The sequence below is a fragment of the Streptomyces sp. JL2001 genome, from assembly GCF_050917515.1.
GTDB lineage: Bacteria > Actinomycetota > Actinomycetes > Streptomycetales > Streptomycetaceae > Streptomyces.
The window spans coordinates 7,422,428-7,448,225 of the sequence record NZ_CP169421.1 but is presented as its reverse complement, the minus strand read 5'-3'; the positions used below and the strand labels follow the sequence as shown (position 1 = coordinate 7,448,225).

The 25,798-nt window shown below is 72.9% G+C and carries 20 protein-coding genes; 12 read left to right on the top strand and 8 right to left on the bottom strand.

From position 1 onward, the window contains the following. Nucleotides 1-139 precede the first annotated feature (139 nt). A complete protein-coding gene (locus ACE1OA_RS33325) occupies nucleotides 140-1,111 on the bottom strand; it encodes a YhjD/YihY/BrkB family envelope integrity protein (protein WP_386541840.1) in 972 nt (323 codons plus the stop codon). Nucleotides 1,112-1,876: 765 nt separating this feature from the next. Here ACE1OA_RS33325 and ACE1OA_RS33320 point away from each other — a divergent pair. Both ACE1OA_RS33320 and ACE1OA_RS33315 read left to right on the top strand, forming a co-directional pair. Further along, entirely contained in the window at nucleotides 1,877-2,188 is a 312-nt protein-coding gene (locus ACE1OA_RS33320; RefSeq protein WP_432753870.1) for a trypco2 family protein, read from the top strand. Continuing rightward, nucleotides 2,178-5,147 carry a trypsin-like peptidase domain-containing protein gene (locus ACE1OA_RS33315; RefSeq protein WP_356601492.1) on the top strand — a complete coding sequence of 990 codons (2,970 nt, stop codon included), beginning with the start codon at nucleotides 2,178-2,180 and terminating at the stop codon, nucleotides 5,145-5,147. The genes ACE1OA_RS33320 and ACE1OA_RS33315 overlap by 11 nt, the downstream gene beginning before the upstream one ends. 117 nt (nucleotides 5,148-5,264) lie before the next feature. Here the strand turns inward: ACE1OA_RS33315 and ACE1OA_RS33310 are convergent, their stop codons facing one another. After that, nucleotides 5,265-6,470 carry an NAD(P)/FAD-dependent oxidoreductase gene (locus tag ACE1OA_RS33310; protein WP_432753869.1) on the bottom strand — a complete coding sequence of 402 codons (1,206 nt, stop codon included), beginning with the start codon at nucleotides 6,468-6,470 and terminating at the stop codon, nucleotides 5,265-5,267. 318 nt (nucleotides 6,471-6,788) lie between these two features. Between ACE1OA_RS33310 and ACE1OA_RS33305 the strand changes: the two genes are divergently transcribed. Continuing rightward, a complete protein-coding gene (locus ACE1OA_RS33305; RefSeq protein WP_356601494.1) occupies nucleotides 6,789-7,112 on the top strand; it encodes a hypothetical protein in 324 nt (107 codons plus the stop codon). After that, nucleotides 7,109-7,393, top strand: coding sequence for a hypothetical protein (locus ACE1OA_RS33300; protein WP_356601495.1), 285 nt, complete (start codon nucleotides 7,109-7,111; stop codon nucleotides 7,391-7,393). Before ACE1OA_RS33305 ends, ACE1OA_RS33300 begins: the two co-directional genes overlap by 4 nt. Before the next feature lie 79 nt (nucleotides 7,394-7,472). Here the strand turns inward: ACE1OA_RS33300 and ACE1OA_RS33295 are convergent, their stop codons facing one another. The 3 genes from ACE1OA_RS33295 to ACE1OA_RS33285 are packed head-to-tail and all read right to left on the bottom strand — an operon-like array spanning nucleotide 7,473 to nucleotide 10,620. Beyond that, entirely contained in the window at nucleotides 7,473-7,877 is a 405-nt protein-coding gene (locus ACE1OA_RS33295; RefSeq protein WP_356601496.1) for an STAS domain-containing protein, read from the bottom strand. Then, nucleotides 7,874-8,959, bottom strand: a complete 1,086-nt coding sequence (locus tag ACE1OA_RS33290; RefSeq protein ID WP_432753868.1) for a cobalamin B12-binding domain-containing protein — start codon at nucleotides 8,957-8,959, stop codon at nucleotides 7,874-7,876. Before ACE1OA_RS33290 ends, ACE1OA_RS33295 begins: the two co-directional genes overlap by 4 nt. Further along, on the bottom strand, nucleotides 8,956-10,620 hold the full coding sequence (locus ACE1OA_RS33285) for a PP2C family protein-serine/threonine phosphatase (protein WP_386541848.1): 1,665 nt from the start codon (nucleotides 10,618-10,620) through the stop codon (nucleotides 8,956-8,958). The genes ACE1OA_RS33290 and ACE1OA_RS33285 overlap by 4 nt, the downstream gene beginning before the upstream one ends. Before the next feature lie 410 nt (nucleotides 10,621-11,030). On the opposite strand from ACE1OA_RS33285, the gene katG reads away from it, so the two are divergent. Then, nucleotides 11,031-13,226, top strand: a complete 2,196-nt coding sequence (gene katG / locus ACE1OA_RS33280; protein ID WP_356601498.1) for a catalase/peroxidase HPI — start codon at nucleotides 11,031-11,033, stop codon at nucleotides 13,224-13,226. Between the two features lie 127 nt (nucleotides 13,227-13,353). Then, on the top strand, nucleotides 13,354-13,575 hold the full coding sequence (locus ACE1OA_RS33275; RefSeq protein ID WP_356601499.1) for a hypothetical protein: 222 nt from the start codon (nucleotides 13,354-13,356) through the stop codon (nucleotides 13,573-13,575). 32 nt (nucleotides 13,576-13,607) lie between these two features. Here the strand turns inward: ACE1OA_RS33275 and ACE1OA_RS33270 are convergent, their stop codons facing one another. Continuing rightward, nucleotides 13,608-14,957 carry a PucR family transcriptional regulator gene (locus ACE1OA_RS33270; RefSeq protein WP_356601500.1) on the bottom strand — a complete coding sequence of 450 codons (1,350 nt, stop codon included), beginning with the start codon at nucleotides 14,955-14,957 and terminating at the stop codon, nucleotides 13,608-13,610. 395 nt (nucleotides 14,958-15,352) lie between these two features. Between ACE1OA_RS33270 and ACE1OA_RS33265 the strand changes: the two genes are divergently transcribed. The 6 genes from ACE1OA_RS33265 to ACE1OA_RS33240 all read left to right on the top strand — a co-directional run bounded on the left by ACE1OA_RS33265 (nucleotide 15,353) and on the right by ACE1OA_RS33240 (nucleotide 23,306). Continuing rightward, nucleotides 15,353-16,708, top strand: coding sequence for a lipase family protein (locus ACE1OA_RS33265; RefSeq protein ID WP_432753867.1), 1,356 nt, complete (start codon nucleotides 15,353-15,355; stop codon nucleotides 16,706-16,708). Between the two features lie 219 nt (nucleotides 16,709-16,927). Then, the gene (locus ACE1OA_RS33260) at nucleotides 16,928-17,533 is read left to right on the top strand and encodes a maleylpyruvate isomerase family mycothiol-dependent enzyme (RefSeq protein WP_356601689.1); all 606 of its coding nucleotides are present in this window, start codon (nucleotides 16,928-16,930) and stop codon (nucleotides 17,531-17,533) included. Between the two features lie 120 nt (nucleotides 17,534-17,653). Then, a complete protein-coding gene (locus ACE1OA_RS33255) occupies nucleotides 17,654-18,322 on the top strand; it encodes a macro domain-containing protein (protein WP_356601502.1) in 669 nt (222 codons plus the stop codon). Nucleotides 18,323-18,446: 124 nt separating this feature from the next. Next, on the top strand, nucleotides 18,447-20,111 hold the full coding sequence (locus ACE1OA_RS33250; RefSeq protein WP_384873132.1) for an ADP-ribosyltransferase domain-containing protein: 1,665 nt from the start codon (nucleotides 18,447-18,449) through the stop codon (nucleotides 20,109-20,111). 417 nt (nucleotides 20,112-20,528) lie between these two features. After that, on the top strand, nucleotides 20,529-21,992 hold the full coding sequence (locus ACE1OA_RS33245) for a multicopper oxidase family protein (RefSeq protein WP_384873134.1): 1,464 nt from the start codon (nucleotides 20,529-20,531) through the stop codon (nucleotides 21,990-21,992). Between the two features lie 90 nt (nucleotides 21,993-22,082). After that, nucleotides 22,083-23,306 carry a serine hydrolase domain-containing protein gene (locus ACE1OA_RS33240; protein ID WP_432753866.1) on the top strand — a complete coding sequence of 408 codons (1,224 nt, stop codon included), beginning with the start codon at nucleotides 22,083-22,085 and terminating at the stop codon, nucleotides 23,304-23,306. Nucleotides 23,307-23,369: 63 nt separating this feature from the next. On the opposite strand, the gene ACE1OA_RS33235 is transcribed toward ACE1OA_RS33240, so the two are convergent. Together ACE1OA_RS33235 and ACE1OA_RS33230 are read right to left on the bottom strand one after the other, a co-directional pair. Further along, nucleotides 23,370-24,203, bottom strand: a complete 834-nt coding sequence (locus tag ACE1OA_RS33235) for an SDR family oxidoreductase (protein WP_432753865.1) — start codon at nucleotides 24,201-24,203, stop codon at nucleotides 23,370-23,372. A 358-nt stretch (nucleotides 24,204-24,561) separates the two neighbouring features. Beyond that, a complete protein-coding gene (locus ACE1OA_RS33230) occupies nucleotides 24,562-25,647 on the bottom strand; it encodes a S1 family peptidase (protein ID WP_356777041.1) in 1,086 nt (361 codons plus the stop codon). Nucleotides 25,648-25,798 lie beyond the last annotated feature (151 nt).

Here is a 25,798-nt window from a genome sequence, read left to right as displayed (position 1 = left end):
GGGGACGCGATCGGGGACGCGCCCTCCGAACCCAGCCAGCCACGGAACCGCGGGCGGCGCGAAATCTGAGCCTCCGTTGGGGCGAGCGGCGGCGGGTGGAGGGGCGGACGGTGGCGGGCGGAGGGGCGGACGCCGCTGGTCATCGTCGCCCGCCGTGATCGCCGTCGTCGCCGTCGGCGGGGTGCTCGCCCTCGGCGGGGTGCTCGCCCTCAGCGGCGTGCTCGCCGTCGCCGTCTTCGTCGCCTGCCTCGCCGTCCCCGGCTTCCACGGGCCTGAGGGTGAGGCTTCCCAGCGGCTTGGCGAGATGCGTCTCCTGCGCCACGACCGCGCCCACCGTGATGGCGAGGGCGACCGCCGCGCACAGCACGATCAGCCAGGACAGGATCGTGAAGACCGGCCCCAGTCCCCCGTACTCGGCCAGCGTCCGGTTGAGCGCCGTCGGCATGTAGAACTGCGCACCGAGGGACAGGAAGGTCACCGCGGCGGCCGTCAGCACGGCGCCCGGCAGAAGCGGCAGCCATCGGACGAGGCCGCCCAGCAGCAGGTGCTGACTCCACCACCACAGTGCCGTCTGGCTCACCAGGGTGACGGGGACACCCAGCCACAGTCCGAGGCCGAAACCGTCGTGCAGGGGAGCCTGGACGACCAGGACGACGAGCCAGACGACGATCCACACCAGCCAACGCCAGGGCGCCACCTTCATCCCGCCCTTGGGGACCTGCCAGGCGCGTAGGCACAGCCGCTGCATCGCCCGGCTCACGGCGGTGGCCGAGACGATGACCATCAGCGCCCCCACGACGCCGGTGACGTCCTGGAGGGAGTCGGAGTGGGACCGGTACAGCTTCTCCAGCTCGGCGTTCGTGGCACCCGTCAGGCCGAAGACGGCCCGGATGGAGGTGACCAGCTGGTTCTGCACCCCCTCGGGGGCGACGGAGGCGAAGAGGAAGAGCAACGGGATCGCGGTCAGGAAGCACTGCGCGGCCAGCCGGGTGGCGGCGTCCAGGATGTTGACCGCCAGCATCCGTTCACTGACATGGGTGACGGCCGGAAACCGGGTCTCGGCCGAACTCCGCAGCCGCAGGGCGGTGGCCTTCGCCCTCTGGTACCTCACGCGCCACCACGACGGCCGCAGGGCACCGCCACGCCCCGACGGTCCCGTCCGCGTCCCGCGGCCCTTGTCCGCGCGGCGCTCCGCGGGCCCCTCGCTCCCCATCAGGCACGGAACGCGCCGCTCACGGGCAGCGGTGTGACGGTCGGTGTCATCGGTGTCGGTCCCGCGGTCGGCATGGGCGCACGCTCCTTCCCTGCGTACAGGGTGCGGGACGGAGTTCCGGGCGGCACGTCGGCACGCGGGGGAGATGCCGCGGTGCCGCGGTGCCGCGGTGCCGCGGTGCCGCGGTGCCGCGGTGCCGGCGTACCCGAGCGCGCGCGCCGGGTACGCCCGGAGCGGGCCGCAGGTACGCGCCGGATCCGCCTGTCGGGTGCGTACCGGAGCGGCGTCCCGTGCGAGCCGCGCGGATGCACAGCACCACGGGGCTCGACGGGGAGGTGCGGCGCGAGCCCTCTCCCGCTCCGCGCGCTCGCCGGCGCAAGGAGCATCTCCACGACCGCTCGCATCTCCACGACCGCTCCCGTGGCCGGCACCCGGGGGAACGCCGGCGCTGCCTCGACACCGGGTGTGTGGGCACGAACCCGCGGAAGCAGCCGCCGGCACGAAGGGCGAGGTGCCCGGCACCGGGGCGTCAGCTCACGCCAAGACGTCCACCTCATCTCTGTCGGCGGCCGGCCGGCTGACCTGACGGGCGATGATATGAATTGCAGGACAAGGCAGTTGCTGAGGCAGGACCGCCAAGACACGCAGGTGGGGGACCCGTACGTGGACGACGCAGTCGAGTTGGCCGACATGATCGCGCAGTTGCGCCGCGAGCTGAGCCGCGCGATGGCGGATGGGGAGGGCGCGGACCTGCGCTTCAAGGCCGAGAAGGTGGAGCTCGAACTCACCGTCGGCGTGGAGCGCTCGCGCGAGCCGGGGGTGAAGGTGCGGTTCTGGGTGTTCGACGCGAGCGCCGCGGCCAGGCGTTCCGCGACTGCCACCCAGCGACTCACCCTGACGCTGCAGCCGGTGACCGCGGACGCACCGGACCGGGCGCCGCTGATCTCCGATGACGAGATGCTCGGTGAGATCTGACCCCACGCCGCCGACCGGCGGAATCGATCCCCACCGGATCGCGGAGATCATCGTCACCGCCCCGAACGGCCGGGGACGCCGCGGATCGGGCTACCGGGTGACCGGCGCCGCGGTCCTCACCGCCCACCATGTGGTGGCCGACGCGGCGGCGGTGCGGGTCCGCTTCGACGCCGACCGGACGGGTCAGTGGAGCGCGGACGCGGCCGTGGCCTGGTCCGACGCGGGGTGCGACCTGGCCGTGCTGGTCATCGAGCCCGGTCCGGACGTCGTCCCCGTATCCCCCGCGGAGTTCGGCCGCGTCGGGGACGAGCGGCACGCGATCGTCGAGGTGCACGCCGCCGGCTTCCCCCTGTGGAAGCGGCGGCGGGGACCCGACGGCAGGCAGTTCCGCGAACTGCACCAGGCCGACGGCACCGTGGCCGCGCTGTCCAACCTGCGCACCGGCACGCTGGAGATCACCGTCCCCATGGCGGCGGCGGACCCCGACCCGGCCGTCTCGCCCTGGTCCGGGATGTCCGGAGCCGCCGTCTGGGTCGGGCCGCACATCGTCGGTGTCGTCGCCGAGCACCACCGCGGCGAGGGACTCGGCCGGCTCACGGCCGTCCGCATCGACCACGCCCTGCGCGGGATCGGCGAGGGAGGCCGGGCCACCCTGGCTGAACTGCTGCCCGTCACAGGCCCGGACGCGCTGCCCGACGTGACGCCGCTCCCCGGACCCGGTCCGTCCGCTCCCGTCGGCTCCCGGGTCATCGGACTGCCCGTCGCCCACGGGCTCGAGCTGTTCAAGGACCGTACCGAGGCGCGTGAGGCGATCGGCCGCCACCTGCGGGACCCCGCCGTCCGCATGGTGACGATCACCGGACGGCGCGGCATGGGCAAGAGCGCCGTGGCCGCCAAGGTGATGGACATGCTGGCGCACGGCGAGTGGCCCGGCAACGCACCCGCCCCCGCCCCGGTGGGCTTGGTCAACCTGAGCACGCGCACGTCGGGCATCTCCCTGGAGCGCGTCTTCCTCGACTGCGCACGGGTCCTCGGCCCCGAGACCGAGAGCCGCCTGCTGCGGGTCTGGGCGACGGACCGCGATGTCCGCGACAAGCTCGGTGAGCTGTTCGACGCGATGGAGGACCGGCTCGTCGTCATCCTCATGGACAACCTGGAGGACCGCCTCCACGACGACGGTCGGCTCGACGAGGAGGACGAGCTCTACGTCTTCCTCGACTGCCTCTTCCGCGCCCGCGAGACGCCTCGCCTCCTGGCCACCTCCCAGATTCCCGTCCGGCTCGCGCCCGAACTGCGACGCTTCGCCGCCGAGGTCGAGCTCTCCGACGGCCTCCCGCCGGCCGAGTCCGTCGCGCTTCTGCGCGAACTCGACCAGGACGGCAGCCTCGGCATCGCCCAGCTCTCGGACGCACAGCTGCTGGACGCCTCGGTCCACGTCCACGGAGTGCCGCGCGCCCTCGAACTCCTCGTGGGGGCCGTCGCCGACGACATGGTGGCGCTGCCCACGCTCCAGGACGTCCTCGAGGACTTCGCCCTGCGCGGCGACGTGGTCGCCGGGCTCGCCCAGGACCGGTACGCACGCCTCGGGGCCGACGGCCGCCTCGTCCTCGGGATCCTGGCAGCGCTGCGCACACCGGTGCCCCGCGAGGCGATCGAGTGGATCACGGCCGGAGTGGACCCGGACCTCGACGTACTCGGGGCGCTGGGCGAACTCCTGCGGATCCGCATGGTGTCGGTGAACCGGGCCACCCGTGCCTACGCCCTGCACCCGATGGACGCCGACCTGGCGTACGCCGCCATGCGATCGGACGGACCGCGGGGCGTGAAGGCGGTGGAGCGTCGCGCCGCCGACTGGTACGCACACCAGGCGGCACCGCAGGCGCGGTGGCGGCACCTGGACGACGTGGAGCCGCAGCGAAGGGAGTTCGCGCACCGGGTGCGTGCCGGGGAGCCGGACGCCGCGGCTCACGTACTGAGCTCCATCAGCGAGTGGATGGTGTGGCACGGTTCGGTGCTGGCCGCCATCTCCATGCATCTGACCCTGGAGGGAAAATTGACCGACGACCGCGCACGTCTGGCCCATCTGATCAGCTTCGGGCACGCCCGGCTCAGCGGCGGCCCCATGCAGGACGCGGTCACGCTGTTCACGGAGGCGGCGGAGCTCGCCGAACAGCTCGGGGACCGAAGCGCGTTGCAGAACGTCATGTTCGGGCTCGGGGACGCGCACCGTCAGTTGGGGAGGCTGGCCGGTTCCCTGAGCCCGCTGGCACGGGCCGCGACGCTGGCGCGGGACAACGGCGACGCGGAGGGCGAGGAGCACGCCATCCTCAGTCTCAGCCTCGCGCACAGCTACGTGGGCGACGGCGCCGAGGCACTCGCCGGCGCGGAGCGGCTGGCGGGGCTCGCGCGGACGTCCGGCAACCCCCTGACCGAGGCCCGGGCGTGGAACGCGCGCTCCATCGCGCTCCTGGTGTTGGAGCGCTGGGACGACGTCATCACCGCGGGCGGGGAAGCCGCGCGCGCCTATCGCCGGGCCGGCAGCATGGAGGCCATCACCTACGCGCTGAACGCCCAGGGCATCGCGATGATCGCCTCGGGCCGCGCGCGCGAGGCACAGGCCACGCTGACAGAGGCCCTCGACGAGGCGTCTCGGATGGAGAACCCGCGAGCGGAGGGCGTCTGCCTCCACAGCCTCGCCTGGGCCCACTGGGCCGCGGGCAGCCACTCGGACGCGGCCGAGGCGGCCGACCGGGCCGCGGTGTCGTTCCAGCTCGCCGGGGCAGGCGAGGCCGCCGCGGCGCAGGCGCTGGCCGAAGCCGCCCGGGCCCGGGCGGACGACCGGCCCCGCGAAGCGGCGGAGGCGCTGGCCCGAGCCGCCGCGGGCATCGGCGACAACGTCGAGATGGTGCGCCCGGCCTGGCTCACCGCGGAGGCGGAGCGGCTGCGCGCCGAGGGATGACGACGCCATGTCCCGCACCGGCCGGCCCGGCGCCCGGGCGGCACGTCGGCACGCGGGCGGCCCCCCTGCTCCCGGACACCGTCCGGACCGGCGGACCGGGGGATCGGCCGGTGGCGTTCACGCCGGCTGACGGGAGGCCGCCGGTGCCTCGGCGCCTGTCGCCCGCAGTGCCTCCTGGCGGCCGGGGCCTCCGGAGACGCGGTGCAGGCGGTACGTGCCGGGCTTGTGCGCCTCGTCGGCGAGGTACTTGACGATGCCCTTGCAGACGAGCTCCTTGAGCTTCGCGCCGGGACGGCCGTCGATGTGGAACCAGACCGCGACGTCGTGGCGGCGGGCGAACTGGAAGATGCCCGCGCGGCGGCCCAGGCTGATGCACTGTCCGGCGAACACCTGGTTGAGGTTCGCGGGCCGGTCACCGTCGATCCGGCTGAGCACCGTGTCCGCGGCCCGCGCGCCCAGCGGCATGGCGGCCTGGCAGCTCATGCGCAGCGGCAGGCCGGACGGCGCCGCCGAGTCCCCGGCGGCGACGATGCGCACGTCGTCCACGCTGGTCAGCGTCTCGTCCGTGAGGAGACGGCCCAGATCGTCCGTGCTGAGCCCGCTGGCCGCGGCCAGGTCCGGTACGCCGAAGCCGGCGGTCCACACGGTCACCGCGCTCGGGAGCTCGACGCCGTCGCCGAGTCGCACGGCGTCGCGCGTCACCGCCGTCACCCGGGCGTCGGGGCCTTCGAGGACGGTCACGCCGAGCCGGGCCAGGCGCCCGGCCACCGAACGCCGCCCCCGGGAGTGCAGGTACGGGCCGAGTACCTCACCGCACACCAGGGTGACGGAGCGTCCCGTCTCGGCCAGTTCGGCGGCGGTCTCGATGCCCGTCGGGCCGGCTCCGACGACCGTCACGGATGCCGATTCGGGAGTGGTGTCAAGGGTCCGGCGCAGCCGCTGCGCGTCCTCGAGGCACGCGATCGGGTAGGCGAACTCGGCCGCTCCCGGCACGCGCGGGTCGGCGCTGCCGCTGCCCACCGCGTAGACCAGGTAGTCGTATCCGACGGTGCCGCCCGTCGCCAGGGTGAGGCTGCGTCCGGGCGCGTCGATCCGGGTCACGGTGTCGACGAGGAGGGCGACGCCGTCGGCGAGGACGTCGCGGTAGTCGACGACCGCGTCGTGGGTCCCGCCCGCCAACTGGTGCAGCCGCACCCGCTCGACGAACCGCGGACGCGGATTGACCAGCGTGACGGCCACACCGGCGCGCTGTGTCAGGCGGTTGGCCGCCATGACGCCCGCGTAGCCGCCGCCGATCACGACCACTTCGATGTTCCCAGTCATGATGTCGTCTCCTTCGCTTCGAACGCTTCGCCCACATGACGCCGCCCGCGCGATTTCTGTGACATCCGGCCGTGACGATTTTTCGCGCGGCTTTCACGCGGCTTTCGCGCGGCGGCCCCGGGGGCCGTCCGACCGGCTGCGCACGGGTCCCGCCCGTCGCCCGCACCGTCCGAGCGCCCTCCCGCCGACCTGCGTGTCCGGCGGTCCCGGCCCGTGCACGGGCTCGGCACCGAGCACGCGAGTACCCCTCGTCCCGGCTCTCCCCCGGCGGGCCCGGAAGCCGTACCGTGGAGGCGTACGAGTCGAGGAGGGCCGCACATGAGCACGCTTCCGCACGAGTCGCCGACGCCCGGCTACGCGAGCCCGTACCGGATCGAGTCGGACGAGGGCCCGCAGACCCTCGCCGAGCTGCGTGCCGCCCTGGCCGTCATCGACCCGGCCGAGCTCGTCGCGTTCAACGCCAGGCTGGACGCGGCCCGGTTCGGCAGGGATCAGGCGGTGGTCATCACGCAGGCCCGCCATCTGGTCGCGCTGCGGACGCGTCCCGAGGTGCGGCAGGCCGTGGAGGCGTCCCTCGGCGCCCAGGACGATCTCATGAGCGCGGACGACCTGTGGGCCGAACTCGACAAGGGTGCTGCGTGACCTGGACGGTCCAGGTGCCGCGGCGCCTCTACCCCGAGTTCGCGCATCTCTCCCCCGACGGTCGCCGCGCCGTGCACGACGCCCTCGCCGCTCTCGCCGAGGACCCGCGGAGCTCCGCGTCGAGCGCGGAGCCCGTCCAGGCCATCGAGCTGCGCCGCCTCACCACCCGACCGACCACGGACACGGGCGTCACCATCACCCTGCTCTACCGCGTGCACCCGCCCCTGGGCCGCGCCAAGACCGGACGCGTCGAGATCGTCTTCATCATCGTCGGTCCCTGAGCGGGCCGGAGAGCGACCTGCGGCCGTGCGCGGTGTCGGGCGGCGCGACCGGGGCACGGTGTCGGGCGGCACGCCGGGGTCAGACGGAGCTGCCCGTCCCGGTGACCTCGCCGTCCTCCCGGTCCTCGTCCGATCCGGGCGCGGTCTCCGCCGGGCCGGTGAGGTGGTCCAGGACGTTGGTGACGTGGAGCATGCGCTCCAGCACGTCCGGGCGGTTGTCCAGGTACAGGGCGGCGCCGCGGGCGCCGGCGCGGCGGTGGACCAGCAGCAGGGCGGCCAGGCCCGACGCGTCGATGTGGGTCAGGGTGCCGAAGTCGAGGCGCACCTCGTCGAGGGGTTCCGCGTCGTCGGACAGGATCCCGGTGACCGCGGCGACGAGGTCGTCGCCGGTGTCGTAGTCGAGTTCGCCGCTCACCCGCACGTACAGCGAGGGGGGTTCGTGCACGACGTGGAGGGCGAACTCCGCGGGTGGGTGTCCGGTCATGGGCGGGGCCCGGGGGCAGGGTGGTCGGGACGCTGCTCCAGGGCGTCCCGGCCCTGCCGGATCGCGTGCCGCGCGCGGGGGAAGTCGCGCAACTGGCCGGCGAGGACGTCCAGGGCGAGGTCGAGGGACCGGGTGGGGACCTGGCGGGCGTGGAGGACGTCGGCGGTCCAGGTGAGGAACGTGGTGAACAGGTCGGCGTCGTCGACGTACAGGGCGGTGGCCAGGAAGTTGACGATGTGTGCGATGTCCTCCGCGGTGCGCTCGCGTTGGACGTCGCTGTACGCGCGCAGGGCGGGGAACCGCTCCTCCATGTCGGCCAGGGTCTGGCCGACCAGGCGGCGCCGGGTCCGGACGACCATCGTGTACTCCTGGTCGGCCAGGTGCGGCAGGTCGTCGACCGCGTGACGGCTGGCCGAGGGGTCCGGCCGGGGCATGCCCTCGGCCAGGACCGCCAGCGCGCCCCGCGCGTCGGCCGCCCACCGGTCGGCGCGCAGCATCCGGGCGTACCGGCCGTCGGGGCCGAAGGCGCGGCCGCCGGTCAGGACGGGGACGCCCACCGCCTGGCAGGCGGTGATGGCGCCGTGCGCGGCCGGCAGGTGGGTCGGGATCGATCCGGACAGCAGCACGGCGTCGGGGTTGGTCCGGTGCAGGTGGGCGACGAGGTGCGGGGTCGGGGTCTGGGCGCCCAGGAAGTCGACCCGCCAGCCGTGCAGGGCGAGGACTTCCGCGACGAGCCGTGCGGGGAAGGCGTGCCACTCGCCGTCGACGCACCCGACCGTGACCCGGCCCCGCGACGCCTGGGCGGGGGCTCGCTCGCGGCGGTGGGCGAGGGAGGCGATGATCCGTTCGTTGATGGCGGTGGCGGCGTGCTCCTGTGCCACCGTGATCCGGTCGGCCGCCCATTCGACGCCGACTCGCTCCTGGACGGGTGCGAGCACCTCCAGCAGCAGCGTCTCCTCCCGTACGCCGGTGTCGAGCGCGTCGTGGACCATCGCGGAGGCCGCGTGTTCGTCGCCTGCGGCCACCGCCTGCCAGAGCAGCTCCGCGACCGTGGCCGTGGCGACGGCGGTCGGATGTGTCACCGGTTCCTCCTCCGGTCCCGGCCGTACCCGTCGACGACGGTCAGCACGGGTGCCTTCGGGGCGCTGATGGCCACGAGGGCCATGTCGTCGTGGCGGCCGTCGCCGAGCCACTGGGCGGCCACCATCTGCAGCCGTTCCACGACCGCCTCCACGGGCATGCCCGCGCATTCGGCCAGGGCGCGCCGTAGCCGGTGCTCGCCCAGGAACTCGTCCCCGAGCGGGCCGCCCCGGGCCTCGACGATGCCGTCGGTGTAGAGCAGGCACGTCTCTCCCGGCGCGAGCACGGTCTCCACCGTGCGCGCCTCGACGGCGGGCAGAGCGCCGACGAGGGTGCCGCGCGTGGTGACCTCCTCCACCGTTCCGTCGGTGCGGACGACGAGCGGCGGCAGGTGTCCGGCGCTGGTCAGGCGCAGATGTGCCCGGCCGGCGCGGCGGCGCACGGAGGCCATGACGAGCGTGGCGAAGCGGGTGTGGTGCGAGGAGAGCAACGCGCCGTTGAGCAGGCTCAGGACCCGCTCGTGGTCGTCGGCCAGGGGCAGCAGGGCGTGCAGCGTGTTGCGGATCTTGCCGGTGAGGACCGCCGCCTCCAGGCCCTTGCCCGCCACGTCTCCGAGGACGACCAGCGTCTCCTGGGAGGCGTCGGCGCCGGGATGGACGTCGTAGAAGTCCCCGCCGACCCGCTCGTGGTCCCTTGCCGCCCGGTACCCGCCGGCGTATTCGACGCCGTGGACGTGCCGGAGCTCCGGCGGCAGCAGTTCGCGCATCAGGGTGGAGGTGATGGCGGCCTGTTCGGTGTAGAGGCGCGCCGCGGACAGGGCGGCTCCGGCGCGGGCCGCGAACAGGCGGGCGAAGACCTCCTCGCCGTCGGTGAAGGCCCGCTTGACGCCGGAGCGCAGCAGGATGAGTGCGCCGGCGGGCACTCCGTGGCCGGGGAGCGGCGTGACGATGACGGAACCGACCGGCGAGGCGAATCCCTCGGGAGTCACCCAGTCGGGCAGGTCGGCCGGGTCCATCCAGCGCGCCGGCACGGGCGGGAAGCCCTGGAGCGCCTCGGCCAGTCCGGGCACCGCGGCGATGTCGACCTGTCGTACGGACTGCGTGACGGGCGCGCCCTGGTGGGCGAAGGTCAGCGGGTGTCGCCGACCCTGGGGCGGGGCGACGAGGACGGCCGCCTCGGCGAGGTGTTCCGCGGCCATGGAGGTGATGACCTCCATGCAGCGCTGCACGTTCAGCGTGGACAGCAGGGAGTTGGAGACCTCGGCGAGGATCCCCGATCGCGCCTGGGCGTCGCTCAGGGCGGTCTCGGCGAGCCGCCTGTCGGTCTGGTCGATCAGCCACCACACGACGTCGCCGCCGTCGCCGAGTGTGGGGTACGCCTCGAGGAGCCGTTCTCCCATCCGTCCGGCCAGTGGGCCGGCCGAGGTGCCGGGCAGCCCGTCACCGATCCGCTCGTGGGCCTCGGACAGCCACGACGGCACCCGTTCGTGCAGCCAGTCGCCGGTCGCGGCATCGGGCAGGAGCTGTCGGGCGGCCTCGTTGAGCCGTACGAGGCCGCCGTGCCGGTCGACGACCAGCACGGGACAGGGCGCCTCGATCCACGTCGCGCCGAGGTGCAGATCGGCGTCGGGGGGACGGGCGGTGGGACGGCGGGGAGCAGACACAGACGGAGGCACGCTCGATGCGCACCTCACCACCTTCCTACGATGGAAAACAGAGACGGCAACCGTCTCGCACCCACCCCGCCGGTCGCAACCCGCCCCGAGAACCGGCACGTAAACCTCACACCTCGGTTGAGTTCGGATGGCCCGTTTCGAACAGAACCGCGTCTTGCGGTCGGATGAACCGCGGCCCGCCCCGTCGACCGACCACCCGTCCTTTTCCGTCCCTCCACCCCGGCCTCCGGAATCGACCGCGGGTATCCCGGCGCGGCCCTGCGTGTTCTCGGCGTCCGTATGGCCGCGGTGCGCGACCATACGGACGCCGAAACACGCTCGATCACCGACGTGACGCGTCGCGGGCGCGGGTCGGCATTCACGACCTCGGGTACACGAGAAGAGGAAGAAGGTTGGAAGTGTCCGGCAGCGACAGCGAGAACCCGGTTATCCCCTCCCCCACCCCCGCCCCCGCCGCGGATCGCCCCCGGACGAACCGGGACTGGTGGCCGCAGCAGATCGACCTACAGGTTCTCCATCAGCACTCGCCCCAGTCCACGCCCATGGACGAGGACTTCGACTACGCGGCGGAGTTCGCGGCGCTCGACGTCGACGCGCTGAAGCGCGACGTCATCGACGTGATGACGACCTCACAGGACTGGTGGCCCGCCGACTACGGTCACTACGGACCGCTCTTCATCCGCATGAGCTGGCATGCCGCGGGGACGTACCGGATCGCGGACGGCCGCGGTGGCGGCGGCTCCGGCGCCCAGCGATTCGCGCCTCTCAACAGCTGGCCGGACAACGCGAGCCTCGACAAGGCGCGCCGTCTTCTCTGGCCCGTGAAGCGGAAATACGGTCGGAAGATCTCCTGGGCCGATCTTCTGGTCTTCGCCGGCAACTGCGCGATGGAATCCATGGGATTCAAGACGTTCGGATTCGGATTCGGACGGCCGGACATCTGGGAACCCGAGGAGATCTTCTGGGGTCCCGAGGACACCTGGCTCGGAGACGAGCGGTACAGCGGCGACCGTGAACTCACCGGTCCTTTCGGTGCCGTGCAGATGGGCCTCATCTACGTCAATCCCGAAGGCCCCAACGGAAATCCCGATCCCCTCGCGGCGGCCCGGGACATCCGTGAGACGTTCGCCCGCATGGCGATGAACGACGAGGAGACGGCCGCGCTCATCATCGGCGGTCACACCTTCGGCAAGTGCCACGGCGCGGTCGACCCCTCGTACATCGGTCCGGAGCCGGAGGGGTGCCCCATCGAGCAGCAGGGGCTCGGCTGGCGGAACACGTACGGCACCGGGGTGGGCGCCGACGCGCTGACCAGCGGGCTCGAGGGTGCCTGGACCACCGAGCCGACCAGGTGGGACAACGGCTACCTGGACAACCTGTTCCGGTACGACTGGGAGCTGACGACCAGTCCGGCCGGAGCCCAGCAGTGGAAGCCGAAGGACCCCGCCGCGGAGGGCACCGTCCCCGACGCGCACGACCCGTCGAAGCGGCACGCGCCGATGATGCTGACGACGGACCTCTCGCTGAAGCTGGATCCGGTCTACGGTCCGATCGCGAAGCGCTTCCACGAGAATCCCGACCAGCTCGCCGACGCCTTCGCCAAGGCCTGGTACAAGCTGCTCCACCGCGACATGGGACCGCTCTCCCGCTACCTGGGCCCGTGGATCCCCGAGCCGCAGCTGTGGCAGGACCCCGTCCCCGCCGTCGATCACGAGCTGGTCGGGGACGCGGACGTCGCCGCTCTCAAGGAGCGGATCCTGTCCTCGGGACTGTCCGTCCCCCAGCTGGTCACCGCCGCCTGGGCGTCGGCGGCGAGCTTCCGCGGCACCGACAAGCGCGGCGGGGCCAACGGAGGCCGGATCCGCCTCGCGCCGCAGAAGGACTGGGAGATCAACAACCGGTCCGGCGTGGCCGAGACGCTGCGGACGCTCGAACAGATCCAGCAGGACTTCAACGGCTCGCAGTCCGGTGGGACCAGGATCTCCCTCGCGGACCTGATCGTCCTGGGCGGGTGCGCGGCCGTCGAGCAGGCCGCGAAGAACGCCGGGCATCCGGTCACGGTGCCGTTCGCGCCGGGGCGTACCGACGCCTCCCAGGAGCAGACGGACGTGGACACGTTCGCCGTGCTGGAGCCCCGGGCGGACGGATTCCGCAACTACCTGCGGCCCGGTGAGAAGCTCTCGCCGGAGACGCTCCTGCTCGACCGGGCCGCGCTGCTGACCCTGACCGCTCCGGAGATGACGGTCCTCACCGGTGGCATGCGTGCCCTGAACGCCAACTTCGGGGGATCCGCGCACGGCGTCTTCACCGACCGGCCGGAGGCGCTGACCACCGACTTCTTCGTGAACCTGCTCGACATGGACACGGAGTGGAAGGCGTCGCCGTCCAGCGAGAACGTCTTCGAGGGCCGCGACCGCTCCACGGGCGGCCTCAAGTGGACCGCGACCGCCGCCGACCTCGTCTTCGGCTCGCACTCCCAGCTGCGGGCGCTCAGTGAGGTCTACGCGGCCGAGGACGCGGGCGAGAAGTTCGTGCGCGACTTCGTCAGGGCGTGGGACAAGGTGATGAACCTCGATCGGTTCGACCTCGGCTGAGCCGGCTCCGCCGTACGTCCCGGTCCGCCGCCGGCCGGTGGGCCGGGGCCCGGCCGTTCCGGGCACGGTGGGCCGGGCGGCGGAGCGCCGGAAGGCGGACCGGCCGGGGGCCCCGGATCATGTGGCCATGACGGACATGGACGCTGCCCAGTTGTTGGATCGGATCCGGCGGGCCCGTGACTGGGCGCGGCGGCGGGAGCAGGAGTCGATCACCTCCTACGTGCCCTCGGACGACTCGTCGGAGTCCTTCGCGGCGACGCTCGACGGGGTGATCCACCGTGTCGTCGCCGACGTCCTCGACGAGATCCTGGAGCCCTCGTCCGAGGAACGCCCGACCGATCGGAGCTGATGCCGTTCGGGCCTCCGCGGCCCGGCGCCGGCTCAGGACGCCGTCGTGCGCGCCGCCTCCGGGCCGCCGGGAGCGGGGCCGGTCGCCTCGCGCGACACCGTCCTGCCCTCACCCGGGCTCCCGGGCGACTGCCGCACGGCGTCCCGCGCGGCGAACGCGGCCTGCAGAACCAGCAGATCAGCACCGCGGACCGCGTCGAGGCCGGTGAGTTCCATCGCCTTGCGCAGGCGGTAGTCGACCGTGTTCGGATGCACCTGGAGCCGGGCGGCGGTGCGGCGGCGGTCGAGCCCGCACGCGACGAAGGTCCGCAGTGTGTCCGACAGCTCCGGGCGCGCGTCGAGCGGGTCGAGGAGTGCGGCGAGCCCGGCCCGGGCCGGGCTCGGACGGCTCAGCTGGTACTCGAGCAGGACGTCGTCGAGCAGGTGGAGGCCGGGGCCGCGGCCGGATGCCTCCGCGATCTCGCGGACCTCGCCGGCCAGCCGGACGGCCTGGGATACGTCCTCCGGTGCGGCGGCGGCCGCGCCCGCGATCAGCTCGGCTCCGCACATCCGGCCGAGCTCGTCGATCAGCCGGGAGAGCCGTTCCCGGTCCACGGCGCCCCATTCGGCGGCCGGCCTCTGGTGCGGGATCAGTACCAGCCCGCCGTCCCCGGACAGCGCGGAGAGCGGGACGCCGGTGGTCTGGCGCTGGAGTTCGTTGCGCAGGCGCCGGAGCTTGCGACGCACGGCGACGCCGGTGTTCACATCGGGCAGCAGCTCGTCCGGGTGCGGTCCCAGACCGATGCTCAGAACCAGGTAGCAGGGTGGCAGGTGGATGCCGGCACGGGCCGCTTCGGCGTGCGGGCTGCCGCCCTCCAGCAGCCTGGACAGCAGCGACTGGAGGGCCACCTGCCGGTCGCCGAGCGCCGCCTGCCGTTCCTGGACGTATCCGGCGGCGACCGCGCAGCTCACCAGGCGCAGATAGGCGAGCAGCCGGCGCTGGGCCAGCAGGACGTCGCGCAGGTCGCCGGGCTCGGCCGCCGCCAGCACCTGGGCGGCGCACTCCTCCGCACCGAGGTGGTAGGCGCCGACGACGGACTCCAGGGGCACCCCTTCGTCGGCGCGCCGGGCCGCCGACTCCCGGATCTCGGCCTGCTCGGTCTCCCCGGGCAGCTCGCCGGTACGCAGGACCTCGGCGCAGCTCCGGATGCCGTTCGCCACCTGCCGGACGATCTCGCCCCGCAGCTGTTCCGAAGGCAGCGTCCCGTAGACGGGCAGCTGCTCGACGAGCCGGGCGACGACGGCGGACTCCAGGCCCGGCCGGGCGGCCAGGAGCCGTCGGTGCACCGGGATGCCGCCGAACTGCGGTGTCGGGTCGCGCTCCAGGTCGTTGTGCGTGGTCACAATCCACCTCACGAATCTCTGTCACGTGGACCGGGGGCGCGGTCCCGCACCGCCGCCATCATGGTTTCCGGCTCGCTACCAGTTGGTAACACGGCAGGTCCGTGGACCACCAGACACGGCTGGCAGACGCCGTACCCGTCCCCCGCCGCACCCGCGCACCGTGACTCGGACAGGAGAACCGCCATGCCCCGGCACCTGACGCGGGCGATCACCTCCCGTCCGGACGCGCGCGATCACTCCCCGGCCGGACGCCCGCGCGCGGGCCGCGTCCGAGACGCCCGGTCCGGGATCCCACCGTCCTCGCCGCGCGGCGTTCCCCACCGCCCCCGGCCGGCCGTACCGGTGCGGCGCACCCGGTAAGACCCCGTCACCCCCACTCCATGAATCGAGGGGCCATGCACAAGGCTGCCGTTCGACTGATCTCCCTCGCCGCGGCCGGAGCCGCGGCGGCCATGACCGCCGCCCCCGCAGCCGGGGCCGCGCCGGTGACCGCTGCCGAAGCCGCGCCCGCCACGGCGTCGGCGGCCGACCCGTTCTACTCCTACACGGGCAGCACGCCCCTGTCCTCGTTCACGCCGGGCACCGTGCTGGCGTCGCGGACGCTGCAGTACCACCTGCTCGGCCTTCCCACACCGGTGCGGGCGATCCAGCTGCTGTACCGCACGACGGACGCGCAGGGCCGGCCGGCCGCCAACGTGACCACCGTGGTGCGCAGCCCCTCCGGCGACGGCACCAAGGCGGTGTCCTACCAGTCGTTCTACGACTCGCTCGACCCGGAGGACGGGCCGTCCCGGGCGATCGCCGGCGACGTCACCCTGGGGGGCCTCATCCCGAACGTCGAGGCCCTCGTCCTGGTGCCGCTGCTGACCCAGGGCTACGACCTCGTCATCCCCGACACCGAGGGGCAGCGCGCCGACTTCGCCGCCGGGCCCGAGTACGGGACGAACACGCTGGACTCGATCCGCGCCGCGACCAGGTCCGCGGAGACGGGGCTCGGCTCCGCCACCGCGTTCGGTCTCGTCGGTTACTCCGGTGGCGCCATCGCCACGAACTGGGCGGCCGCGCTCGCGCCGGGCTACGCCCCGGACGTCAACCGCCGCCTGGTGGGCTTCGCCCAGGGCGGTCTGCTCGTGGACCCGGCGCACAACCTGAGGTACGTGGACGGCTCGCTGTCGTGGTCGGGTGTCATCCCCATGGCGGTCATCGGGGTGTCCCGCTCCTACGACATCGACCTCAAGCAGTACCTCAGCGGCTACGGACTGGAGGTCTACGAGGAGCTGGAGCAGGGTTCGATCGTCGACGCCCTGGGCCGCTACCCGGGGCTGACCTGGAAGAAGATGGCGAAGCCGGAGTACGCCGACCCGAACTCGATTCCCGCGTTCGTGGAGGCGATGAACAGGATCAACCTCGGCTCGGCCCCCACACCGACCGTCCCGGGCTACATCGCCCAGGGCGACGCGGGCGTCCTGGAGGGGACCTTCGCCGATCCCCCGGGCATCGGCACGGGCGACGGGGTCATGGTCGCCGGGGACGTACGGGCCCTCGCCCGCCAGTACTGCGCCACCGGCAACCCGGCCATCAGGTACAGCCAGTTCGGGCTGCTCAGCCACACGGGTGTGCCGGTCGCCTGGGCTCCCCTCGCGCTCGGCTGGCTGAACGACCGGTTCGCGGGCAGGACGGCCCCGTCCGACTGCGGACGCATCCCCGCGGGCAACTCCCTGGCGCCGGAGAAGCCGACGCCGTCCTCGTGACGTGCCGGTGTGGGGCCGCCGCGTCTCCTCGGAGGCGCGGCGGCCCGGCGACCTCCCGGGTCGGCCGGCGCGCCCCGGGGCCCGTCCCGGCGGCCGGGCGCCGCGGACGCGTGCGCCTTCGTCCCGTGCCGGCCGATGAGTCCGCGCGGCGCCCGGAGTCCTGTCTGGTGGAACACCAGCCCCGACGAAGGAGTAGCCGTGACACAGGACGTCTGGCCGATGGTGCACGCCGAGCGGGCGGCACTGATCGAGGACCTGGCCCGGCTCGACGACGACCGGTGGCGGGAACCCTCGCTCTGCGAGGGGTGGACCGTGCACGACGTGGCGGCCCATCTGGTCGACACGGCCCTCACGACGCGCATCGGCTTCGTGGTCGGACTCGCCCGGGCGCGATTCGACTTCGACCGGCAGAACGCCGTCGGCGTGGAACGCGCACGGGGGGCCGACCCGCGGGAGACGCTGCGCCGTCTCCGCCGGGTGGCGACACGGACCTCGACCCCGCCGGCCCCGCTCGACAGCCGCCTCGTCGAGGAGGTCGTCCACGGCGAGGACATCCGCCGACCCCTGGGCCTGAACCGCCCCTACCCGACGCAGGTCGTGGTCAGGGCCCTCCTCCTCCAGACCCGTACGCCCGCGTCGTTCGGTGGCGCCAAGGAGCTGCTGAACCGGGTCCGCCTGACGGCGACGGACACGGACCTGGCGATCGGAACCGGGCCGGAGGCGACCGGTCCCGCCCTTTCCCTGCTGCTCGCCGTGTCGGGGCGCCGGGTGGCCCTGGACGAGCTCTCCGGGCCGGGTGTCGCCATGCTGGCGGCGGGTTCCTGACGGCTCGTCGACGATTCCCGCTCCTCTTCCCCCGCTCGAACAACCTTGTCGAACGGCGCTGTCAGTGGCGCGCGATAGCTTCGGGATTGTTCGAGATCACGGGGTGAGAGGGGTGAATTCGTGGGTGTCAGGCATGCGTTGAGCGTGGTCCTGGTCGACGTCAACGACGAGGTGGTGACGGCCTGGCGGTCCGCGTTCGCGGACACGCCGGAGGTCGAGATCAGGCGGGGTTCCCTTCTCGATGTGGACGCCGACGCCTGGGTCTCCCCCACCAACGAGCGGGGTCGGATGGACGGTGGCGTCGACGCCGTCGTCAAGCGGTACCTCGGTGCGGGCATCCAGGTGCGGGTGCAGCGGGCGATCCGCGACCGGTTCGGCGGACGCCTGCCGGTGGGCAGCGCGGTGTGTGTCCCGTCCGGGGCGGACGTACCCCGGTACCTGATCTCGACGCCGACCATGCGCCAGTCGTCGCAGAACGTCAGCGAGACGATGAACGTGGCGCTGGCCTGCGCGGCCGCCTTCCAGGCGGTGCATCTGCAGAACCGGGCGAAGCCGGGCAGCATCCGGTCGGTGGCCCTCGTCGGGATGGGCGCGCAGACCGGGCAGGTGCCCGCGAAGGTGTGCGCCAACCTGATGTGGACGGGCTACACCCTCTTCCACGACCACGGCTTCGCGGACTACGACGAGCTGCGGGCCGCCGTACTGGGGCAGCTCGACGACATCGAGGGAGCGGGGTCCGCGCGGCGGGTCCGGATCAACGTGCCGCAGCGGCCTTCCTTTCGTCACTGACCCGAATGCCACGCAGACCGGTGCCGCCCAGGGCGCGGACACCGGCGACGACCCTGCCGCATCCGTTCAGCATGCCGGGGCGCCCGTGGAGGCGTCCGGTTCGAGTACCGGGAGTTCCACCCTCGTGAGTGATGTCGACGTGACGGCCGCGGACGAAGCCGGGTCCCCGGCCGGGGACCCGCTGGGACTGGCCGACCTGTTCACCGGTGGCGGCGAGCCGTGGCTGCCGCTCCTCGGACCGGTGATCGAGGCGCAGCCGGGAGCCGCCGACTTCATCGGCCCGAAGCGCAGCCCGGAGGTCGTTCCGGTGCGCGAGCTGACGTTCCAGGCGTTGAAGCCGCATCCGCCGGAGAAGTGGAAGGTGGTCGTCTTCGGACAGAACCCCTATCCGCGGGCGGAGAGCGCGACCGGCATCGCGATGTTCGACAACACCTTCAACGACTGGAAGGACAGCCAGTTCGGAAGGGTCGTCAGCATCCGCTGCCTCATCAAGGCGGCCGCGATGTGGAAGTACGGCATCGTCAAGAAGACTCCGATCGCCGACGTCCGTGCCCTCCTGAAGAAGGAGGACACGGTGCAGCCGCCCGAATGGTTCCAGGCGATGCTCACCCAGGGCGTGCTGCTGCTGAACGCGTCCCTCACGGCGAGCGCGGACGGGGCGATGGCGACCGATCGGCACACGTCGTTCTGGCGCCCCGTGGCCGAGCAGATCGTCGAGGAGATCCTCCGGGCGAAGCAGGACGCGGCGGAGGAGGACGACCGGGGGGTGGTGTTCGCCTGGTGGGGCGCGCACGCCCGCAGCCTGAAGAGGGTCGTCCAGCGGCTGGAGAAGAAGTACCCGGGGGTGCAGGTCCGCCACCTGGACCACGCCAATCCGGCGGCGCAGGGGGACCTGTTCTGCGAGGGCGACCACTTCGCCCAGGTGAACGACGCCCTGGCGGCGGTGGGGGCCGAGCCGGTCGACTGGCTGCCGCGGAAGGGCTGGGACCAGGGGACGGGCGGAAGCGGCGGGCCGGCGGACGGTGGTGTCGCGCAGCGGATGGGGGCGTTCATCGCGTCCACGATGGAGTTGCACCAGCTGTATCTGGAGCGGCTCACCAGCGTCAAGGACGAGGGCCTCGTCCTGCCGCCCGTCACCGGGGTGTTCGACACGCCGCTGATGGACTTCCGGAAGGCCGTCGAGCCGGTGTCGCGGGTCATCGCGCACCTGGATCGGCACATCGACCTGTCGAGCCGTTTCGGCGAGACGAAGGCCACGGAGGCGGCGGCCGCGGGGGCGCCGTCCGGCGAGGCCGTGGGCGCCTTGTCGGCCGACGCGATCTCGGCCCTCTACCTGTACACCTGCGAGTCGGGCTTCTACCGCGAGATCAACGCCGTACTGCGCTCGTCGGATCGCGAGCGTGTGGTGCCGTACCTGCCGTACCTGCGGTTGCTGTTCTCGGCGATGGAGGCGCTGCCGGCGCAGACGCGGCCGCTGTGGCGTGGTGTGGCGCTGGATCTGCGGTCCCAGTACCCGCTGGGGCGGACGGTGACGTGGTGGGGCGTCTCGTCGTGCACGTCCGAGCTGGGTGTGGCCCGCGCGTTCCTCGGCGGGCGTGGCCGGCGGACGCTGTTCGAGGTGACGCCCGCGCGGGCGGTGGGCATCCGGCGGTTCTCCGCGTTCACGGGTGAGGAGGAGTACATCCTCGCGCCGGGTACGCAGCTGAAGGTGACGGAGGTGAAGGCCGAGCGTGGAGGTCTGTGCACCGTGCGCCTGACCGAGCTGGAGGGGGCCGGCCTGGTGTCGTGACGTCACGCCGGGTGTACCAGGGTCCCGCACCGTGACCCGTGCGGCGGAACCCCCGCCACCGGGCGGGTGTGCGGGGGGACCGGAGTGCGGGTTCACCGCAACGGTCGACTCGCGCGGCTCGCCGGGCGCGACCGTACGGGTGTGCGGTCGCGTCGCTCCGGCAGGACCCGGCCCTCGGTTCCCGGCCCGGCCGGCCCACGCCGTGGCACGGGCGAGCCCCCGCCCTCCGGCCTCCGGTCCGGGGGCGGGGGCTCGCCCGTGTGCGCCGGACTCGTGGTGCGCGCCGCCGCCCGCCCGTGTGCCGTTCCTCCTGCGCTCGGCTAGACCTGGATCAACGCGGTTCTCGCCCGTCGGACGTGATGGCCGACCGCCCTGGTCCGGACACCACCGACACATCGACACACCGGGAGGAAGCCGATGGTCACCCGTCGCAGCGTGCTGGGTGGGGCCCTCGCCACAGCCGGACTTCCGCTTCTCGCCCCGCTCGCCGCATCGGCGGGCACCGCGCACGCGGCGGGCGCGCGGCCGTCGCCCGGCACCGGCGAGGCCCGTCGCGTGGCGCCTTTCACCACGGCCATGCCGGTACCGGCCGTACTGAGCCCGGCCTCGACCGCGGGCGGGCAGGACCTCTACGAGCTGACCATCCGCAGGGCGACCGCCGAGATCCTGCCCGGAACCGCCACCGACGTCCTCACCTACGACGGTCACTTCCCCGGTCCCGTCATCCACGCCCGCTCCGGGCGCCCGGTCGTCGTCGTGCACCACAACCGCCTCGACATGCCGGTCACCGTGCACTTGCACGGCGCGAGCGTCCCGCCCGAGGGCGACGGCAACCCCATGGACGTCTTCGGCCCCGGCGCCTCCCGGACGTACGTGTACCCCAACGGTCAGCCCCACGCCTCGCTCTGGTTCCACGACCACACGCACCACATGGAGTCCGAGCACGTCTACCGGGGACTCTCCGGCAGCTACCTGCTCACCGACGACATCGAGCAGAACCTCCCCCTGCCCACGGGCGAGTACGACGTCCCGATCACCATCCGCGACGCCCGCTTCGACGAACACGGCCGGCTCGTGTACGCCATGGGCGACCGGAACCGCACCACGATCCTCGCCAACGGCCGGGTCACCCCCTACTTCGAGGTGGCGGCCCGCAAGTACCGCTTCCGGCTGCTCAACGGCTCCAACCTGCGCTTCTTCTCCCTCAGGCTCGCCGACGGCACCCCACTGACCCAGATAGCCTCGGACGGCGGCCTCCTGGAGCGCCCCGTCACCGTGCCGGTCCTCACCCTGACGCCCGGCGAGCGGGCGGACGTGGTCGTCGACTTCTCCCGGTACCCCGTCGGCACCCGCCTGGTGCTCGCCAACTCGGGTCCGGGGCCCGCCGACCGGGTCGGTCAGGTCCTCCGGTTCGACGTCGTCCGCACGGCCGAGGACCCCAGCGACGTCCCCGCGGTGCTGCGTGCCCTGCCGGCCGCAGCCGACCTGCCCCCCGCCACCGTCACCCGTGACATCGTCCTCAGCATGGACGAGGACGGTCGTCCCGATCCCCACGCCTTCCTCAACGGGCAGATGTACGACCCTGCGCGCATCGACACCACCGTGGCCTTCGGGACCTCCGAGATCTGGAACGTCACCAACACCAACACCCGCACCCCGCACAACTTCCATATGCACCTGGTGCAGTTCCGGATCCTCGAACGCGGCGGACGGCCCGCGGCGCCGGGTGAGGCGGGTCTGAAGGACACGGTGCGGGTGTCGCCCGGCGAGACGGTGAGGCTCCACGTCACGTTCGACGGCTACCGCGGCGACTACCTGTACCACTGCCACATGCTCGACCACTCGGCCATGGGCATGATGGCGACGCTCCGGGTCCGCTGACCCGGCCGGCACGGGCCCGACGGGTGATCTTCACGCGGGTCGACGGGTGTGGGGCAGGCGGACGGTGCGGTCGCGCTCGATACTCCGGCCATGAGACCCGTCCGTCTGTCATCGTTCCCCCGCCTCGCCTCGATCGGCGCCGTCATCGCTCTCGTCCTGCCGGTCGCGACAGCCGGAACCGCGGCGAGCGAGGGTGACCACCGTCGCCACTGCGCCGGCTCCCGGATCCCCGAGACCGGCCCCGCCCGTGAGGTGCTGCGCATCGCCCAGCGGGCCAAGGCGGAGATGGACCTCGAGTCCGTCATCGTGCGGGTCACCGTCGGCGGCCGCGAGGTGGTCACCACCGCGCTCGGCGAGTCGATGACGGGCGTCCCCGCCGACCCCGCCATGCACTTCCGGAACGGCAACATCGCGATCAGCTATATGGGGACCGCGCTCCTGCGGCTGGTCGACGAGGGCCGGGTCGACCTCGACGACCCCGTGGCGCGCTGGCTGCCCGATCTTCCCCAGGGCGAGCAGATCACCCTCCGGATGCTCGGCGCCTCCACCACCGGACTCGTCGACTACGTCCCGGATCCCGCGTTCGGGAAGGCGGTCGTGGCGAACCCGTTCCGCCAGTGGACGCCGCAGGAGCTGGTGGGCATCTCGACCAGCAAGCCCCGCTGGTACGACCCCGGTACCAACTGGAGCTACTCGCACGCCAACTTCGTCCTCCTCGGCGCCGCCCTGGAGAAGATCACCGGAACCCGTCTGGACGTGCTGCTCCAGCGCAAGGTCCTCGGTCCGCTGGGGCTGCGCGAGACCCGGAACAGCTTCACGCCCGACATCCCGGCTCCCGTGCTGCACGCCTTCGCCTCCGACCGTGGGACGTACGAGGAGTCCACCTTCTGGAACCCCTCGTGGACCACGGCTCCGGGCGCGGTGCAGACGACCGACATCTGCGACCTCGCTCGTTCGGCTGCCGCCATCGGCTCCGGAGAGCTGCTCTCCCCGTCCGCCTACCGGGAGCTGCTGAACCCGGGAACGGTGGGCCTGGGCCGGCCGACGAGCACGTGCCCGTCGACCGTGTGCCTCCCGAACACCGAGGCGACCCACTACGGCATGGGCCTGCTCGTCCTCGGCGACTGGATCGCGCAGCACCCGCTCTTCTTCGGCTACGCGGCCGCCCAGGCGTACCTGCCGTCCGAGCGCCTGGCCATCGCGGTCTCGACCACGAACGGGCCGAAGGCGCCCGGCGGCCACGTCGCCCAGACGATCACCCAGCGGATCGCCGCGGCGCTCTCCCCGGAGCACCCCATTCCCGACTTCGGCTGAACCGCCCGCGGCCCGGTCCTCCGCCGCGGAGACCGGGCCGCGGGGGGTTCGGCGGAGGCGCGGTCAGGCCGGGAGCGGCCCGCCGGTGAGCGCGCGAGCCGCGGCGAACTCCTCCCGGGACGCCTGTTCGGCCAGCTCCAGATAGCCGTACGCGTCGTCTCCGACCGGGACGCGGAGGGGCGTGGGGCCGTCGGTGGCCACGATGCCGAGGACCCGCGCCGCGAAGTCCTCGGGGCGGCCGGTCTCGGGATTGTCCGCGAGGGCGCGGGCGCCTTCCAGCATCTCGCGGTTGGTGACGTCGTACGCCGGGACCCGGTGGCTCGACTCCGTCATGGAGGTGCCGTAGCGCGTGGCGAACATGCCGGGTTCGAGGACGGTGACGCGGATGCCGTGCGGGGCCGCCTCGACGGCCAGCGCCTGGCTCATGCCTTCGAGGGCGTGCTTGCCGGCGACGTAGGCGGCCAGGCCGGGGAAGGCGATGCGGCCGGCCACGGAGGAGACGTTGAGGATGTGGCCGTGTCCCTGGGCGCGCATCAGCGGCAGGACGAGTCTGCTGAGTCTCCAGGGGCCGACGAGAAGGATCTCCAGCTGGTCGCGGAGTTCGGTGTCCGAGACTTCCTCGACCGCGCCGAACAGTCCGATGCCGGCGTTGTTGACGAGGATGTCGATGCCGCCGAGCCGGTCGGCCGCGACGCGGACCGCTTCCTCGCAGGAGGCGGCGTCACGCAGTTCGAGCGGAACGGGGACGATGCGGCCGGGCCAGGTGGCGGCCAGGTCCTCCAGGTCGGCGGTCTTGCGGGCCGTGACGACCAGTTCGTCGCCGACCCTGGCCGCGGCATCGGCCAGGGCGTGCCCGAGTCCGGAGGAGCATCCCGTCACCAGCCAGCGTCGTCCCATGCGTTCCCCCTGATGACCGCGTCGGTCCGGATGACCGAGGCGGACGTGGAGGCGCCGGCGTGGCGGGCGGGCGTCGGGCCTGGCGGGCCTCTGCCCTCGGGGGCCGGTCGCGCGTCGTCGACGGTTCCGTCCCTCCCCACGGCTGCCGGGCCTCCCCGTCGTCGCCACTGCCCGGTCGTTGGCAGCAGTCCATGGTCACGGGCGCCCCGACGTCCCGTCATCCCTCCAGTGGGGGCGTGCGGAAGCGCGCGGGCGCACGTGAACGACGGTCCGGCCCGTGGCGTGCACCGGCGCACGGCGGCGGGACCGCCCCTGCCAGGGACGGTCCCGCCGTACTCCGTGCTGCGTGCTGCCGCTGTCAGCCGATCTGGGCGCCGAACACCGAGAGCGCCTCGGTGACGGGCTGGAAGAACGTCTCGCCACCCGAGGAGCAGTCGCCGCTGCCGCCGGAGGTGAGGCCGATCGCCGCGTCCCCCGCGAAGAGCGAGCCGCCGCTGTCGCCCGGCTCGGCGCAGACCGTGGTCTGGATGAGCCCCTCGACGACGTCGCCGTTGCCGTAGTTCACGGTCGCGTCGAGTGCGGTGACCTCGCCGTCGTGGACCTGGGTGGTCGAGCCGCTGCGCTTGACCTGCATGCCGACCGTGGCGTCGCCCGCCTTGGTGATGGGCTGGGCGGTGCCGTCGTAGAGGTTCACCTCGCTCGGGTGCGGGGTGTCCCCGTCGTACTTCACCAGCGCGAAGTCGTTGCCCGGGAACTGGGAGTCGACCATCGAGCCGATGGCCGCGCCGCCCGCCGAGTCGGACCACTCGCTGCCGGCCTGACCGCAGTGGCCGGCGGTGATGAAGTGCGGCGCGCCGTCCTTCACCACGTTGAAGCCGAGCGAGCAGCGGCCGCCGCCCGAGTGGATCGCGTCGCCGCCCGCCGCGAAGGGCTTGAACTGCCCCGCGCTGCGCTTGAGCTCCGCCTTGGCGCCGAGGCTCTTGACGACCTTCTGCAGCTCGGCGAGCTTCGCGCCGGCCACCGTGCGGTCGGCCGTGACGATCACCTTGTTGCTGACCGGGTCAGTGGCCCAGGAGGTGCCCGGGATGGAGGCCTTGTCGGTCAGGGTCTTCCGCGCGCCGGTCAGCTCGGCGAGGCTGTGCTCGACGACGCGGGCCTTGCCGCCCGCCTCGCGCACGGCCTGCGCGGCGTCCTCCGACACCACGTTCACCACCAGCGCCCTGGCGTCGGCGTCGTAGTAGGAGCCCGCCTCGGCCGTGCCGAGATCGGCCTTCAGGGAGCGGGCGAGCGTCCCGGCGGCCGGCGCGCTGAGCGCCTTCACGGAGAACTGCTCGGTGCTGTCGCTTGCGTTCGCACTCTGGAACGTGACTCCGGCGATGACCAGCGCGGCGACCGCTCCGCCCGCGACGCCGATCCTTCGCCGGGATATGCGACGGTGCTTCAAAGTGACCTCCTGTGGGGGGCCGTGCCAGGACGATGTGGGGCGTCCGGGTACGGAGGATGACCCGCCGAACTATTCCCAGGCGTCGCAGTCGCACACAAGGCCGTCCTTCGGACGCGCACACGACAACACGGCGGCGTTCACGGCGTCTTCA